This is a genomic window from Natronorubrum thiooxidans, from assembly GCF_900156475.1.
Taxonomy (GTDB): domain Archaea; phylum Halobacteriota; class Halobacteria; order Halobacteriales; family Natrialbaceae; genus Natronorubrum; species Natronorubrum thiooxidans.
This window is the reverse complement of the sequence record NZ_FTNR01000016.1, coordinates 14,170-31,363: the sequence shown is the minus strand read 5'-3', so window position 1 is coordinate 31,363 and position 17,194 is coordinate 14,170. Positions and strand designations below refer to the sequence as shown.

Here is a 17,194-nt window from a genome sequence, read left to right as displayed (position 1 = left end):
CGTTGGGTGGGGGGGTTCAGGCCACAAGGCCAAGAGTCAAGAAAATGAGAATGGATTGGAGGACCAGAGACAGCAACACCACCCCCTTTCCCCCTGAAGGGGGATGGACTGATCTGGAGAGAAATGGGGGTGAGTGAGAGTGGAGTGATGAGCCGTGACCAACTGACCTCCCACCGGCCGGATGGCCTCTCCTCGAACACCAGTCACCAGTAGTCGACGGCCGTCAGGATTGGCCGTCTCTGAGGACACACTGGACTGCCGAATATCTAGGTGAATCTGATATACAGAACCAGCCCAACTTCCTCCGGTCAGTCGGACCCAGTGGTGGGGAGACTTTCTTATCGAGATGTGCTGTTGGACGTTCCGATCCAGCTGTCTCCTGATGGCCGACGGCCACTCCCGCTTCACGGATTGCGACGGGGGACTGGTGACCCTCGACCCACGGGAGATTCTGGTGGCCATACTGGTCGCGACGATCGTGGTTCCACCGGACTCGATTCACCGGCACTGAGTTGCCTCGATCTCTGTGTCAGTTTGCCCTATATGTCGGTGGCTATTGGCCGGCTGGATTCCGCCGGGATTCGTCCCTCAGAGTCGGCCACGAATTGACCGCGTTGTAACCGTGGATGACTCCCGGTGAACGACCCCTGACGTCGGTGACCGACTGGCCGTGATCGACGCCTCGATTCGACCCACAGATGCGGTGGTTGATCCACCGCTGTTCGACCGTCGATCTCGACTCGATTTCGGCCTCCGTTTCGGCTCCGAATCAACCTTGTCGAGTCACCACTTCGTGGAGGGCCAGTCACCTCCTGATCGTGGCGACAGGCTGGACGATCTTCGATCCTCGTTCGGTGACCGATCTGGTAGTCATATCAGTTCATCGAGACACGTCCGAGTGGTGGCCGTTGGCCAGCTGATCGATGACCACAGACACGGCGGGACACCGCTTCGAGTTCGAGGGACGAACGTCGCAATTGCCGGTCGAAATCACCCCATCGAAATCGACCAGTCGGCCGGTGGGGTTTGCCCCGTCGTGATCCCACTGGTCGTCGACATCGACGCAGTTACGATGAGACACTTGCAATCTGGTGTCGCCGCTGGGAAGTCGGGAAAACGTCTCACTCACCTGACTATGATCTCTCCCCCACCGAGAGTCTCCCGAAATCGGGTCGACTCTCTTCTCTCGAAATCCTGAAACGACGGTGGCAAACCAAACGGGGGACGAGATGGTCCCAACCCAATCGGCTACATTGTGGCGGAGGCCTGAGCCGAGATACTAACAATGCTGTTCATCGTCGTCGCTGTGACTGTTGTGACGTTTTCCACACTGGGTGCTGCTGTCGTTGGCGTAGTCCTGCTGGCACTGGCTGGGCCGAGTACTGAGAATGCTGGCTGTGGCTGTTCGGTCTGTTCGAAGACGGAAGGCTGCTACTTTTGCTCGAGTACGGAAGCGGACCGGCGAATCGATGGACACGATGCCTGCGAGGACTGTCTCTTCAACTACCTCTAACCACTCTGCCGCCTCTTTTTTGCGACGACTGCCGAACCAAAAACAGACTGTAGTGCAGTTCCGGAACCAATCGACAGAAGTCGAGAAAACCAGCGGAAGAACAACTGTCTGTGGGCAACTCGAGACCAGATGGTTCCAACTCCTGCAGTGACGTCGGTCGGCTACAGAAGCCTCCACGACGATCCCTGTTCGACGCCGTCTCTTAGCCAGATCCTCAGGCCACACAACATTGTCACCCTCATCCGGAGATGAGGGCTTTCGACCCCGAGGGGGTGGGCCTGACGATCAATCATGTCTCGACCAAGCATCTCCGAGCTGCGTAGCACCGACACCGAACAGAACACCAGCGCCACCGAGACGACCTCGAGGTTCGACGATCTCGATGTCGACTTCGGGGAGATCCTGCTCTCGATCCTACGACCGAACGCGACGTTCTCCACCATCGGCGTCTTCGCGCTCGGCTCGTACTTCACCGCGGCGTTCCTGAGCATCCTCGGCGTGGGCCTCCACGCGATCTTCTTCCTGCCTGCAGCCCTGATCTGGTTCATCAGCACGCCTGCGATCTTCGCCCTGACTGCCTACGTGCTCTACGTGAAGTTCGGCTCGAGCAGCGACGAGTGAGGCCGGTCGGACGCCTCTTTTTTTGCGCCGGCTACCCAACCCCCACCAAAGCCGTAGTGCAGTTGCCAATGCAGGAACTGGAAACCACTGAAAGCGACGGTCTCTGTCCCAGACGTCGTCGACGACACTCTGTCTTCGCTCTTGCCTTCCGTGGGGCTGTCAGAAACGGAGAAACATTATTGCCCTCATCCGGAGATGAGGGTTTTCACCCCTGAGGGGGGTGATCCCGAGAGTGATTCCAATGTCTGTTAAGACACCCACGACGGTCGGAGTTGCACAGCTGTCAAACGAAAGCCGCGACGTCGTCGCCGAACTCGAAGCGGAAATCGACCGATACGTCGAGCAGATCTCGGTCGTTGAACAAGACGGTCGCCTGTTCGCCTCTGCGGAGATGAGCCCAACCAACAGTGGCTCCGACTCCCGATCGCTTCGAAAGAAGGCGCGGAACCTCGGCTGGGTCCACGACCCCGGGAAGATCTCCTACGACACGGTCAACCTCGTCTACGACGAGGGGAGCGATCCCCACCTCGACAGCACGATCCCGATGTCCACTCGATCGAGCAGTCGCTTCGCTCGAGAGTGTCCAACCGATCCGCTCCAGATCGGCGCTCGAGTTCAAGTGTCGCTGCCACAGGGCGAGACATCCTTCGGCGAAGAGAGTCAACGTCACGGTCGCCTCGCTTCGGTCGCTGATCTCGACGCCGGCGACGAAGTGGTCGTCGAGCACCGAGCAACTCGAACCCACGGTGGGTACCAGTACTCGTCGTGCAACGAGAAGCTGTGGACCGAAGTCTCGAGTGTGTCCTCGGAGACGGTCGAACTCGAGGACGGAACGCACTTCGATCTCACGACGACGTACGAAGGCGAGGCAGTCTGGATGGACGGCGGCGAGACCCACGCGGTCAAACACGTGACTGTCCTCGACGAGTGAGGCCGGTCGGACGCCTCTTTTTTTGCGCTGGGTGCCTCGAGATAGCGGACTGTCCCCACAGGGACGATCTCCGTGATCGGCGCGACGACGTGAACCGGAAGGCAACTACACCTCCTCTCTGACCGCTCTCTATGGCTGCCTCTGGTGTACCCGACCTTCCGGTCCACGACGTCTGGTCGGGTTTTGGTACGTGGAGGACTGGTGTGACCGAAGCCCGTAGTGCCGCTGAAGGAGTTAGTGGGAGTTAGTGTGGTGTGATTGTTATCGAGGGACAGCAGACGGACCAATCGAGAGACCCGCTACGGCGTTCTCTTGGCCCCGCTTCTGTTCTCCCACTGACCGAACTTACGCCACAATCTTCGACCGACCGGCTGACCCAGAGCAACATTATCTCCCTCATCCGGAGATGCGGGTTTCACCCCCGATGGGGGTGGCCTGACAGAGAACTTCGAGGTCCTTGAGGCGATCTTCGAGGCGTGTGTTTTCCTGCTCGGTTTCCTCGAGTTCCGTCTCGAGGGCGTTGATTCGGGCTTCTTTGGCCTCGAGTTGGGTGATGCGATCGCGAAGTCGGGTGAGTTCGGCATCGAACTGTTCGTGTGTCGATGTGGTAGTCGTGTCTTCGGTGGTTATCGGGTTGGAATGGGACTGCTGGTGCTGATGCTCAGTGAATCGATCAACAAGCGCTGCAACGCCGCCGACAGAACAGGACGAGCGGGGTCTGCTAGCCCTCTCGAGTCGTTCTCACAGAGGACTGGAAGCGAGGCTGGGCGAAGCCCGAACGCTTTCTCGCTACGAACGGGGCAGTTAAAGGTGACATCCTCCTCGCCGTAAACGGACGAGGCTTCCCGTACCGCAGTTGGGATATTTGCCGGTCTACGACACAACTTGTTCTCGCGGGGCGAACACCCCACTCTCTGAATCGAACAGGTGTACCGATGGCTGTGCCACACAGCCGTTACTCCTATCCTCGCTATGAGGACTCGGAGTTATCTTCTGACGTATATTCTCCGCGCCGTTGCAATCCGCGTTTCCGACTAACCCACACGACGAGCAGACGTACAAGCCACGGTGCTTCCGATTCGACTTCGTGTCGTCACCACACGCCGAACACGTTTTTGAGGTGTTCCATTCATTCTCTTTCAGCACCTCGACACCACGAAGCTCGCCCTTGTACGCGAGGTACTGGTAGATACGGTCGAACGCCCACGTGTGGAGTTTCTTGTTGCCGGTTTTGCCCCAGTCGGACTTTCGCACGTCTTCAGGCCAACTTACCGCGAGCGTGCCAACACCACGTTTGACACACTCCGTAATTATGCTGTCTGTGAGGGTGTGATAGAAGTGCGTTTCGCGTTCTGCGAGTTTTCGACGTGCCCACATCGACTTCTGCGACGGGCCGTTCTCTCCTTCCGTGTCGTACTCTGCTTGGGTGAAATAGTGTTTGTCTTCTTTGAGGGAGTTGCCGGGGTATAGGACGTACTCGTCGGGGAACACAACGGTAGCGATGTTCTTGATGCCGAGGTCGATGCCTGCAACTTCGTCGCCTGCGGAGTCGGTGGTTTCGAGTTCGACTTTACAGACGAAGTGCAGTTCCCACTCGTCGCCGTTCCAGACGGCGCGAACGTTCTGTACCTTGTTGACCTCTGAAAGGTCAACGTCCGGGCGGGTCTGATACTCACAGAGGATGAAGTCCGACCAAGACTCCTTAAGATTCGACCCTTTCGAGAGTCGAACGCGGTTGTTCTCTGGGTCGTGTTTGAACCCGTCTACTTTGAACGTAACCGTGCTTCGGGGGCGAGTGTCGCCGTGTTTGCGGTAACCGGGCGGATTCGCCTCACCGTACTTGTGTCTCAGGTCGAACCACGACTGGAAAGCGTCGGAAAGTTCTTCGATGACTTTCTGACTGGATTGTGCGTTCAAGTCTTTCCAGCACTCGCGATTCTTCATGTACGCTTTCAGCGTTCCTTCATCGGGGATCTCGCCGGTTGCATCCCAAATCCGATCGGCTGTCCAGCGTGCGACGTTCCAGATTTTTGAGGCGGAGTCTCCGAGCGAATCGAGGCCATCGCAAACCTGCCGGTGGTTCTGGATGGAACCAACGTAGGTTCGTGTGACCCTAATCGCCATACATAGCCAATGTGGATATTTCTACTTAATGGTATGGATCTGCGTGGAATATCCAGTCAGCATTCGTCGGTAGTTGTGGAATCGAGTGACGCGATTCACGCCCGCCCTTCAGCCTCGCGTCTCTCGGCTTCAGGACGGGATTCTCTCGCTGTCTAAAGATAGTTCTCCATACCGTTCGTAGCCACAGAAGTACTGTCGAACTAATCAAGGCTGTTACGGCGGAATGTCACTACTACTCGGTACAGCGAACTTCACGGGGAGATACATCTGACTGGGTATTCGAGGTTCCTCAACTATGCCGGTACCATATAAATAAGACTCAGAATTCATTATGAAGTTTAAGTACCTAGCACACCGAATGCTTTTCTATGGAAAGCAAGTCGAATATTGGATCAGGAGGTGGATCGAAGATCACCCTCGATATCCCCGCCCAAGACACGAGTCTATTCAAGAGTCAGGCCGTTCACGAAGTCCTCTCGTTTTTATCTCAATACCATACCGACGAGTTCTCCATCACGGAACTGACTGACGCGGTAGACTACTCCCAACCCAGCATCTCAAAGGCCGTCGATATTTTGGCTGCAAACGACCTCGTCACTGACCATCGGGAAGGGAACACTCGACTGGTCCAGATCAATCGGGAACGATTACTCCACCCCGACGATCCGTTTCTTCAGATCCCGCAAGCAGAATTCCACACACCAGTCCGCACAGCCGTCGACGAATTGGTGGACCAGCTTGACGATATCGTCGGTATCATGTTGTACGGGAGTGTCGCGCGTGGAGACGCTGATCGGCGGAGTGACATTGACCTGTGGGTCCTCGTCGAGGAAGACCGGATGGCGAACCAACGAACTGCGAACCGTATCCGGCAAGATCTCGAAGACCACGCGTTCGACACCGGTCGGTACGCATACGAGATCGACGTCGAATCGCTTCCAGCCATCCCGAACTACACTGACGAACTCCGAGACATACTCAGCGACGGGCTCGTCGTCCACGACACAGATAAATTCGAAACGGTCCGGAAGATGGTGTTCCACGGTGATCTCGATGAGTAGCGAAGCCGACCCGCAGGCCATCACCGACGCGCTCACCGCGGCCGTCGACGCGTTCAACGAAGAAGGATACGGCGTCCCTACGCGAGAGGAGGCAATTGACGCAGACGCTGACTGGAAAACCCAACTGACGAAGGCGTGCCGGTTGCTGGCTGCAGTCGATACGATCGCCGAACAGGAATTCTACACTGCTACCATCGAATTGTGTTTCGGTGCGACCGAACGATCGGTCGAAGCCTTCGCATTAGCCGAAGGCGGCGACGAACTCAATGATTTCCACGACCACACCACTTGCTACGATCGTGCCACCGACCTCGGACTTCTCTCCACCACAACGACGCGCGAACTCCGGCAACTGTACGACACCAACCGCACAGACAGTTATTACGGCGGGCGACGCCCGACAGAACGCCAAGCAAACACGATGCAACAACTTGCTCGAAGCGTCCACGAGTACGTTACAAATCAAATCAGGGAGGGTGGCGTCTGCGTTTGCGATTCACGCCCGTCGTGAACGACGGGATTCTCTCGCTGCTTAAAGATAGATCTCGAACGCCTCCGCCGGATGGATTGACTCCAATTCAGTCATAGGGTAACACCCCTGGGCGGGTATTCCTCCCACCGCTTCAGGCACTATAATTCTATCACAGATCCCAGCACTACTTTCCTAGATGGTCGTCCAAGGCAGACGTTTAAATCCGACAGGCTCTGTTGAAATCCTTAGTGAGTTACAGGTTCAGACGGTAGTCTGAGTAGATGCAGACCCTCCCAAAGTCTCGGTTGCTCCGATTTGTCGAAGAAGCATTTCAGTTAGCGAAACGCGCTGTAGCTCGGTACTCCTCGAAGTTCTCGAAACAACGCTACACGCTCCATCAGCACATCGTTCTCCTCTGTCTCAAGGTTCGGAAGAACACGACCTATCGTACACTCCCCGACGAACTCATCGAGATGCCCTGTATCCGGAACGCGATGAATCTCACTGAACTCCCTGTGCTGTCTACGCTATGCAAGGCGTTCAACAGACTCGATATGGCTGTCTGGCGAGTGCTGCTCAATCTCTCTGTGTCACTGCTTCCGACCAACGGCGTTGCGGGGATCGATGCTTCGGGATTCGACCGCAGTCACGCTTCAAAACACTACACGAAACGAGCCAAACTCACGATTCAGCAACTCAAAGTAGCACTGCTAGTCGATTCCAAAGTGAACGCAGCCCTTGATTTACACGTGACGACGACACGAAAACACGATAGTGTGAATTCATTAAATATCCGCATTGGTTGTAGACGTAATATTTATTTTTAAGCGATATGTAAAAGCAGTATAGGAAAATGACTGCTCTGAATGCAATTAAGTATGCAACAAGCAAGGACCTTCTTTCACTCTATCTAGGGTTTCTCATATTTTGGTTGCTCCAGGTTTTTGAAGAAATAATTCGTGGAGGTTTCCCGGTTCGCATCCTCAATTATCTCATACCAATGGCTCTGTCTGTGGTTTCTTTTGGTGTTTTAATAATCACTATTGTCGCTATCGTTCATAAAGTCATCTCAGATAGTTTACAAGCCCTCTAAAACAGCTGATAGGTGTTCTGGTAGTCAGTATGCACGTGTAGAGTACAGTAGGTTCATGTGAATAAGTCTATAAGGCTCTGTTGAAATCCTTGAAGAGTTACAAGTTTGGCCAGTAGTATAACCAAATGCAGACTCTCCCGAAATCACGGTTGCTCCGATTCGTCGAGGAGGCATTTCAGTTAGCGCAACGTGCTGTGGCACGATACTCTTCAAAGTTCTCGAAACAGCGCTATACGCTCCATCAACACATCGTTCTCTTGTGCCTCAAAGTTCGGAAGAACACGACCTATCGAACACTCCTCGACGAACTTATCGAGATGCCCCGCATTCGGAGTGCGATCAACCTTACCGAACTTCCTGCGCCGTCAACGCTGTGCAAAGCGTTCGACAGACTCGATATGGCGGTCTGGCGAGTGCTTCTCAATCTCTCTGTGTCACTGCTCCCGACCAACAGTGTTGCGGGAATCGATGCGTCAGGATTCGACCGAACTCACGCCTCGAAGCACTACACGAAACGGGCGAAGTTGACGATTCAGCAGCTGAAGGTCACGCTCTTAGTCGATACGAAGGTAAACGTAATCCTCGATCTACACGTGACGACGACACGAAAGCACGATAGCCAGATTGCGCCGTCGTTGATCAAACGCAACCCCAATACCATTGACATCCTTCTCGGTGACAAAGGCTACGACGACCAGAAGATCAGACGGCTTGCCCGTCAACACGAGGTTCGCCCACTGATCAAGCATCGTGAGTTCACATCGCTCCACAAGGCATGGAACGCACGCATAGACGCTGATCTCTACGGTCAGCGGAGTCAATCCGAGACTGTCAATTCCACGCTCAAGCGAAAGTACGGTGCATTCGTCCGATCACGATGCTGGTGGAAACAGTTCCGTGAACTCACCATCGCCTGTCTCATTCATAATATAGACCGATCACTCTGAACGGTCAATACAGGTGAAGGACTTACTGGAGTTCTTCTTCGGTTAATCGACGGTGATACTCAGATTTCATTACGTGTAGGGTGAGAAGCACCGGGAAGAGAAGAAGTGGCCATAACCACGGAACCAGTAGGATAAGTAGGGTGAACTGTACAGCAAAGAGCATCAGTAAAATATCGCTCTGCCTCTCTGAATCTATAGGCATTGTATTATTATCTCTCAAGATTTACGATACATGTTCCGGTTCTAAGTGATCAATTCGCAGCTCTCATTGACCGACTGTTTCAGACGAGAATATATCTGAAGAATATGATTTCAACAGAGCCATCCGACACTGAACAGAACGCTGGCTGCAGCTGCGATTGCGACTGTGGTGCCAGTTCGAACACGGCCTCGAGCCTCGACCTCGGAGCGATCCTGCTCTCAATCCTGCGACCGAACGCGACGTTCTCCATGCGTAGCGATAGGAAGCTCAACCCTCACGTTAGTAGCTGGTACTAACGAAAGAGTGTGTTTGAGAGCAACCTTTGGTGCGCGCGAGTTTAGTGAAAGTGATTTGTCACACCCCAATCCTAAAGATTATTTGCTCCGAAAAATGCGATTCACACGCACTTATAAATGGGCAAATTTGAGCACTTCACCCCCCACATCCCCAAAGGTTTATCACTCGAAAAAACCGCAAGACGGCGCAGTGTAAGCTGTAATTGAGTTTCACATTCTCTACACATTGTGCACAAGTTATATATATTATCCCTGCAGCACATCAAATGCAACCCGACACCCGTACTGCGGATAGGCCGAGTTGAGACGACACAAGGCCGCAAGGTCAGTCACCGTGCTATGACACGGTGACCGCGGCCTCGCAGTGCGGGTGTCAGGTCCAAAGACTGAGCATACATGAAACGAACATACATGCAACCCGCAGTGCAACGTACGCGCTGTCTCTCTGTTAAAGACAGCGACTACGAACACGATGACGAACAGTCTATCAAAAATAACCATAGCAATGGATATCTCCCAACAGGTGCGATTACCGCAACGAGTGACCGTCGGATCTCTCATGTAGCCGTTGACGAAATCCATAGTCCGACCCACACTACCGTTTCGAGGTGGTCGTGATGTCGGGAAGCAATGCTGAGCAATCCACGCATAACGGTATTCGATTTCAGCGCACGTGGGCAATGCCGAGTAGCGCGACGTTTGACATCGGGCCTATCGGAGATCTCGTCACTGAGGAGTATCACAAGTCCGATGGTCTATGGATCGATCCGTATTCTGGTGGAGCGACCGTCGCTGACGTGACAAACGATCTCAATCCCGAAATCGAGTCTGACTACACCATGCAGGCACTCGATTTTCTCAAGCAGTATGATGACCGAGAAATCGATGGTGGAGTGCTGTTTGATCCGCCCTACTCGCCACGGCAGATCAAAGAGGTGTACGACTCAATCGGTCTCGAGACGTCGATTGAGACGACGCAGGCGACATTCTGGTCAGATGTAAAAGACGAAATCGAGCGCGTCTGTTCGAGCGGTGCAACGGTCATCTCGTGCGGCTGGAACAGCGGTGGCGTCGGTAAAACTCGAGGGTTTGAGAGGAGACGAATCCTCTTGGTCCCCCATGGCGGGCAGCATAACGACACCATCGTCACCGTCGAAGATCGGACTCGAACAGAGTTATTCGAGTTTGTGAGGTGAGTGAGAGCCGCCTGCAGCTATCGCCAGCTTTCACTGTCTGGAGTTGGGAATGTCAGAGAACAATCGCCATACGGCACCGGATTGTAGTGCCTCATCGTTTTCCTGAGATCGGTCGATCGGTTGCTGGATTCTTCGAGGTTGCAGTCACGATCGATCCAGTTCGTACTATGTCTGGAGTTCCCGGGACAGCAACTCGACCCCCACCGACATCGGTAGATCGTCGGCGTCCTCGTTGTGGACGCCGATGACGCGGAACCGTTTCGTATCTTGTGACTGTGTATCCGCGTACTCTCTCCGGTCGAACTCGACCTTGACTTCCATATCAATGTACTTGCGGAAGAGGTCGTCCACGATTCAAAGATTTTCTCGCATTGTATTTCTATAGAGCTTTTAACTAACCCCCGCGTCCGCAATGTCCGCCTGGAGGTTTCTTTAAATAACACCCCCACCCCCTTCTGCCGCATAATTCTCGTTCAAACAAGGGGAGGGTGTGAGAGACAGGAGATTCCGCAGTTGACTAGACGGGATAGCCTTCGTTTCTGGCTAGCCTATGTTTTTTGACCCTCCCACCCCGGAGTGCCGCCGCATAGAATTCGAAGGGGATGGGGGAGTTGAAAGAGGGGTTAGATCTACGTAGTAACCTCTTCACACGCATATAGAACCGAAATAGCTGGATTACCGTAAAACAGACTGAAGGATCATTTCAAGTCTTCTAAGCCGAAGACGTCTCGGCTTTTCAGTGTGCCGAAGATGGATTACGGAATAGTAAGAGTCCTGTATGTAAAGTCTTATGTTTATCAGCAATATATGCTGGTGTATGTACAGAATGAGATCTGGCGTCTCAGTCTCTATATCGTCATTAAAATAGAGATTTACATCCGAAGTCCGGTGTATGACCGTGTCTTAAAGATTATTTCAATAACATCTCTAACCATCCCCCTCCCTCTACATTCTATGCGGCGGCACTCCGGGGTGGGGGAGCCAAAACCACGTTCACGATTTTCGGATCAAACGTCCCAGCAGTTCCTTCCCAAGTACCCGGGAGACGGGACTTAATTTCCCAACTGTCGCGAAAGTATCTGAGTGAGTGATCACAACAGGTATATGATAAGTGAGGTTGTTTTGGTCTTCTCACCCGGGCACCTCTTGTTGTATATCATCCTATCCACCCCTCCCCCCCTGTTTGAACGAGAATTATGCGGCGCGAGGGGGTGGGGGTGTTATTTAAAGAAACCTCCAGGCGGACATTGCGGACGCGGGGGTTATTTAAAACAATATTCTAGCCAGCCATCATTATAAGTGTGATGCATGAGTTGGATCAGTCTTCCCCAAAGTATGCGTTAGTGTCTCAGAGATTATTATTCGAGAATAGTATATCAAGATCATCGATACTAAATAGCGACCAATTGCTATCAAGGTCTTCTTCAAGTCCATCGACGAATCCGCTTCTCGAGAAGAGAGCAAACCGTTCTTCTCGATTCCCTGGCCCCCATCGAACGTTTTCAGCTTTGTCCCGAAGGTTCTCGACGAGTGCATATCCGACAGGCTCGGCAGTCCACTTGCACTCGGCAAGCAGGATTCGATCGTCGTCGGGGGCAAGACCAACGATGTCGACCTCTTCTTCGCCATACCACCATCGCCCGATCTTGGAGTACGGGTCGAATTCACCGCGTCGAATCGCCTCCCAGACGGCCTCTTGACAGACGTCCTCGAACGTGGTTGCGACGTGGGTGGGAAGATCGGGTTCGATGGTGCCGTCGAAGACGATAGTTGGCGCTTCTTCGATACTGGAGCGATTCGGCTCGACATATCGGAACCAAAACCGCAAGAACTCATCGGCGACATGATACTGGGACCGTTTGGATTTCTGGCTCGATGCTGTGACTGGAACCTCACGATCAATGAGTCGCAGTCGCCGGAGTGTCTGGAGATATTTCGATAACGGTCCCGGATCGATTCCAGTCGCTCCTGAAATCTCATTCGGTGTCGTATGGCCCAGCGCAACCGCCTCGAGAATACTCATATACCGAGCGGGGTTTCGTAGCTCGGTCCGCAACAGAAACTCTGGTTCGTTGTAGAGTACAGCTGTCGGTGAGAGGAGCTGTGTCTGGATGTTCTCGGCAAGCGTCCGGTCGTAGTCGAAGAGCGTGAGGTACATCGGCGTCCCACCAGTAACCGAGTACGACCGAATCGCGTCTGCAAGATCGTACGTGATGACGTCCCGGGCCTGTTGAAACGAGAACGGCTGGAGATCGATCTGGCCCGTTCGACGGCCGTACAATGGACTTTCGTGACCGAGTACCTCTGACTCCATGGTACTCACGCTCGAGCCACAGAGCACGAGCATGGAGTCAGTGTGTTGGAGCTGTTCGTCGACAAACGCCTGAATATACGATGGGAGTGAGTCGTTCTCCGCAATCAGATAGGGAAACTCGTCGACAACAACGACGTGTCGCTCTGATGTGAGTTTGTCTCCGAGATATTCGAAGGCGTCATCCCAACCATCGATGCGTGGGACACGGTCGTCGAAGGTGTCGGCGACTTGTTCAACGAACTTCTCACGCTGGCGGTGTTCGGCTTCCTGAGCTGCAAGATAGTATATGTGGGGACGGTCAGTGCAAAATTCTTTGAGCAATTCCGTTTTCCCGACTCGACGCCGTCCGTAGACGACATAAAAATCGTGGCCGGGCGAATTGAACGCAGTCTCGAGTGCAGCGAGTTCGTCATCCCGGTTGTAGAAGGTCATACTCTGCCTAATGATTCGTACGATAATGACTTGTCTGTTTCGGCGGATTGGTATCTGAAACCCCAAATTCAGGGTATGAAAGATATCCTGAAATTGTCGTCTATGTTATTCCGTCAGAGAATAATACTTCCGAGTAGCCTATTCTGAAATAGCCTATTCTAAAATTGGTTAGTCGGTTCCCTGCTGGCAAAAACAATAGGTGGGGGTCACCGACGCCGAGGATAGGAGTAACGGCGGTTTGGCGCAGCCAGCAGTCCGCTTGTTCGACAAACACACCGGCGTAGTAGCCGGCCGAGAACAGGTCGCCGACTGCAAACCGTAATATCCCAACGCCCGGGAATCCTACGGCTGAAGCCGTAGGAGGACGTCAATATTCATAGTACCACGACACATCTCGGAATCGCCCGTAGTGCTGGACGATCGCGGATCGTTCAGGTCGACGCCGTTGTTTTCGTCAGTCATCGTTAATACGTTTCTACCGGCGGTCGAGGCGGATACCCCGACCCTTGAGGTCGGGGTTGTTGACTGGAAACGTGCTCTCTCTCTGCGGTCGAATCATACCCTGATTTTTTGCTGAGTCAGCAATTCGAGGTGGAGCCTCCGACCTCAAGGAACGAGTCAACAACCTCGGGGTCAAGCCCCGTGGCATCCGCCTTGACATTCTGTGAACACGTTCGCGAAATTGGCGACTCGGTTGCAAAACTTCGGGATTGACCAGCGTCTCTTTCTGAATTTCGACCGATCAAGCGCAAAACGAATAATTGGGTTGAGGCGCTAAGGCCCCTTCCTCGAGGAGCAAACGGCGGCAACCGTAAGCGAGTAGGGTGGAGTGGGACGAATCTCCGTACGTCGGTTCATCGGACTCAAGGATTAGTCGGCCGCCGACATCGCCGCGGCTTCGATCGGTTGTTGTGCGAGTTCTGGCCCCATGTGAATGTGTTTTTCCGGTTGCGTTTGTCGCTCACAGTCCGTGAGCCGGCCGGCGAGTTTGATCCACGGCGCATAGGCATCGATCTCGAGCAACGCCAACGGGTCCTGCGGCTCAAAGAGCACGCTGCCGATTGGATCTGCAGGATCTCCATACTGAGCTGGTGGCAATGTCGAGACAAGGAGTGGATCAACGGCGTCAAAGAGTAGACTCGCCGATTTTGAGGTCGTTGACGGGAACACGGGCTGTCTACGTTCGGAGGCACTGACAAACGAAAGCGCCAGCCGATACCCGTCAGCGCCGATTCGGACGATATCGAACGCCGCGAGCTTGTCGGCGTGATTGCGGACCGTCCGAGTAGAGACATCAGCCCGCTCGGCGACGGTCTTTTGTGAGAGTGGTTCCGATGCCGTCAGCAGCGCCGCGATGATCTTTCCGACCGATCGCGGTAATTCCGGCACGAGCGCTGTTGGCTCGAGTCCACGCAGCGCCACGCGAAGTTCGTCGGGACGGATCTCTCGCCGGCGATCTTCGGGACTAAGTCGGGTGTTCAAAACGCGTGCGACGTCGTGTGGCGTCGCGACAAGTCCGTACAGCACCGAGATAGCTTGGTGGGTCGTCGCGATGTTCTTCTGCTCGAGGATCCGTGTTATGGTCTGCTCAAAGTCCGTTCGGTCGACGTCCCGAACCGTGATGTCGATCCCAAACTCCGGTGCGTCGTCGACGAGCTCACGGGGTGTCTCAAGGTAGTACTCGAGAACGTCACGGAAGCGGTGGACATCCGGGCCACGGATCACGAACGACCCGATCAGAGTGCCCGTTGGATCAGCGGCGTCGACAGTCGGCGACAGCAGCGGGCTGTCACAGTTCGGGACATCGAACAGCTGTCGGTAGGGAGCGAACGCGCCATACCGCGATTGGATCGCCGCTGAGATCCCAATCGACTTCGCCAGCGGCTTGAGGTGTTTCTCGAGGTTCGCACCTTGAGGGACACGAATTTCCCGGATAATGTCCGTCCCGACGAGATCGAGGAGGTGCACGATCGATCCTGTCAGCCCATGTGCCAGCCGCATAATCCTCGAGCGGAACGCACAGCGATCCTCGTAGTCCTGATGGCGAAGTTTTGTCGTCATTTGTGCGATGGACTCGCCCCACTCAACGAGGTCATCGCGAAGGACCTCCGGATCGGCAAGTGCGTCACTCGAAAGGGCACCGATGTTCCGAGCATCGCGAAGGATAGCCGGTGGGTCATCGATGGTGCCGAGACGATTGGTCGGTAGGGCACGGTCAATAAATCGCGGGCTCGCTAACGCCAGTGCAACGCTCACCGTGCACGGCAACGGTTCGGCCGCTCGTACAGCCACAACCGCCTCGTCGCGGTCATCGTCGTAGCTTACCAGCCGCACTTTCCCATCATCGCCGTTTCGGCCTTCTATACTGCCGTCTACTATGGTCACAGCGCCGGAGCGGCCACATGCGGCAGCTGCAGCGTGGGTGTTGCTGTTGGCGTAGCGGGTGCGGTAGGGTCGACCCTCCTGCGGTAGGTCGACATCTTCCTCCCCACCTACTCCCTCACGTGGGGTTACACGGCACTGTAGATGTGATTTTCCGGTCGAGAAGTCGAAATCCGAAAGCGACTGTTGACGGCCGTGTTCGCGGTTGAATGTATCGATTACGCGTTCGCCGGCCTCGAGCAACTGAATCATCTGGTCACCGTCTGGTCCGTAGATCTCGATCAGACCGAGGTCGATCAGCGAGTTATCGTCAGTTCGTAGGACCTGAGAGATCCGTTGGGAACTGACGGCATGCGTGCTCTCGAGGGCGTGACGCGACAGAACACCGTCGGGGGAGTCGGCCAGATCCCGGAGGATCATCGCCGCACGACCGTCCGGATCTAGTGCGGCTAGGGCACGCTCACTCAGATCTCCGACATGGTTGTCCCCACGGTGTCGATTGCACCATTCGCTAACGCCGGGAAGGTCGAGTCGATGCCGATCGGCCAATGTTTGTAGCGTCGACTTATCGCCCACAATCTGGATGTCAAGCGAGGCTGCCAGCACGGCCAGCAGATCACAGACGTCGACACGCTGATCGCGGCGAGTCTGCGTCGGATCGACGAATGCATCACGCACGACGATGGTGACCGTCTCTGGGTGCTCAAGTCCGTTAAATAGGCTGGCGACGGCCAGTAAGTCTTCAATAGCCGAAAGAGAGGGGTCAGCGAGTTCAGGAACGAAGTTGCTAACCACAATCCAGATATCGTGCGTATAACCCTTCGTCGCATCTGCAATTGGTTTCCGAAGCCAGAACGGCACGTTACGGGTCTTGAGCTCGTCGTAACACTCTTCCAAGTCCAAACCACCGAACAGGTTACCAAGCGCGCGTGCGAGAGCGCGCTGTAATGCGTGGCTGGCCATGAGATCTTCCCAGACGCTAGTGATCGTCACATCGTCAATCTCGACGACTGCGGCCGTGTCGATCGGTCGGGTGTCAGCGATCGAGACTTCACCAGTCGGTAGCTCGTCGCGATCGGGTCGGTCGGCCCAACCCTCAAGCGAATCGTCGACATAGTCACTGTAGATCTTGGCGTTCGAATCTTGAAGGGACACCTTGTCTTCGAACGCATCGAACCCAATCCCGCTGTACTCCTCGGCCAACTCTTCGAATCTCCACCGATCTGATTCAAATACAGTCTTCGCAAGTTCCTCATATCGATCACTCCCTGGTGGTGACAGATCCATCTCCTCGTCATCAAAAGCAAGTGAGTCGATTTGTGACTCGACTTCATCAGCTTGTTCGGCGTACTGGCCGCGGTCTTCAATGAAGGCCTCGTAAACCTCAGACTCGCCGGCCTCGGCAGCTTCGATCCGTGATCGGAGCTCAGATGCACCGGCCAGTGTCTCCTGTGATCCACGGGGTTCCACTCTGTCTGTGGGATGCTCAGATTGACAATGTGGACATAAGACGGTCTGTTGAGCCTGCCACCCGCTTTCTTGAATCCACGTATTCGTACACGTCGAACAAGGAAGGATGTCGAATCTGCTCATTGCCCTACCCCTATACT

The 17,194-nt window shown here is 54.6% G+C and carries 10 protein-coding genes and 2 pseudogenes; 8 read left to right on the top strand and 4 right to left on the bottom strand.

Annotated elements, in window-relative coordinates:
- The first annotated feature begins 1,285 nt into the window (after positions 1-1,285).
- The 3 genes from BW940_RS17655 (at position 1,286) to BW940_RS17645 (ending at position 3,065) form a co-directional block, all read left to right on the top strand.
- Positions 1,286-1,513: a hypothetical protein gene (locus tag BW940_RS17655; RefSeq protein ID WP_076610524.1), complete on the top strand. Its 228-nt coding sequence runs from the start codon at positions 1,286-1,288 to the stop codon at positions 1,511-1,513.
- A 291-nt stretch (positions 1,514-1,804) separates the two neighbouring features.
- Positions 1,805-2,134, top strand: a complete 330-nt coding sequence (locus tag BW940_RS17650) for a hypothetical protein (protein WP_076610523.1) — start codon at positions 1,805-1,807, stop codon at positions 2,132-2,134.
- A gap of 241 nt (positions 2,135-2,375) precedes the next feature.
- Positions 2,376-3,065, top strand: a complete 690-nt coding sequence (locus BW940_RS17645; protein ID WP_076610522.1) for a hypothetical protein — start codon at positions 2,376-2,378, stop codon at positions 3,063-3,065.
- 873 nt (positions 3,066-3,938) lie between these two features.
- Here the strand turns inward: BW940_RS17645 and BW940_RS17640 are convergent.
- Entirely contained in the window at positions 3,939-5,189 is a 1,251-nt protein-coding gene (locus BW940_RS17640; protein WP_076610521.1) for an RNA-guided endonuclease InsQ/TnpB family protein, read from the bottom strand.
- Positions 5,190-5,557: 368 nt separating this feature from the next.
- Between BW940_RS17640 and BW940_RS17635 the strand changes: the two genes are divergently transcribed.
- The 5 genes and pseudogenes from BW940_RS17635 to BW940_RS17605 all read left to right on the top strand — a co-directional run bounded on the left by BW940_RS17635 (position 5,558) and on the right by BW940_RS17605 (position 10,456).
- Entirely contained in the window at positions 5,558-6,250 is a 693-nt protein-coding gene (locus BW940_RS17635) for a nucleotidyltransferase domain-containing protein (protein WP_076610520.1), read from the top strand.
- Positions 6,243-6,761 carry a DNA-binding protein gene (locus tag BW940_RS17630; protein ID WP_076610547.1) on the top strand — a complete coding sequence of 173 codons (519 nt, stop codon included), beginning with the start codon at positions 6,243-6,245 and terminating at the stop codon, positions 6,759-6,761. Before BW940_RS17635 ends, BW940_RS17630 begins: the two co-directional genes overlap by 8 nt.
- 242 nt (positions 6,762-7,003) lie before the next feature.
- A pseudogene (locus tag BW940_RS17625) lies at positions 7,004-7,498 on the top strand (IS5/IS1182 family transposase); the annotation flags it as partial.
- A 442-nt stretch (positions 7,499-7,940) separates the two neighbouring features.
- Positions 7,941-8,762 carry an IS5 family transposase gene (locus BW940_RS17615; RefSeq protein WP_076610517.1) on the top strand — a complete coding sequence of 274 codons (822 nt, stop codon included), beginning with the start codon at positions 7,941-7,943 and terminating at the stop codon, positions 8,760-8,762.
- 1,178 nt (positions 8,763-9,940) lie between these two features.
- Positions 9,941-10,456: an adenine-specific DNA methylase gene (locus BW940_RS17605; protein WP_235847841.1), complete on the top strand. Its 516-nt coding sequence runs from the start codon at positions 9,941-9,943 to the stop codon at positions 10,454-10,456.
- Positions 10,457-10,672: 216 nt separating this feature from the next.
- Here the strand turns inward: BW940_RS17605 and BW940_RS20900 are convergent.
- The 3 genes and pseudogenes from BW940_RS20900 to BW940_RS17595 form a co-directional block, all read right to left on the bottom strand.
- A pseudogene (locus tag BW940_RS20900) lies at positions 10,673-10,810 on the bottom strand (IS4 family transposase); the annotation flags it as partial.
- Positions 10,811-11,804: 994 nt separating this feature from the next.
- Positions 11,805-13,202: an ATP-binding protein gene (locus BW940_RS17600; RefSeq protein WP_076610514.1), complete on the bottom strand. Its 1,398-nt coding sequence runs from the start codon at positions 13,200-13,202 to the stop codon at positions 11,805-11,807.
- Positions 13,203-14,072: 870 nt separating this feature from the next.
- Positions 14,073-17,054, bottom strand: coding sequence for a helix-turn-helix domain-containing protein (locus BW940_RS17595; protein WP_235847840.1), 2,982 nt, complete (start codon positions 17,052-17,054; stop codon positions 14,073-14,075).
- Positions 17,055-17,194: the final 140 nt, after the last annotated feature.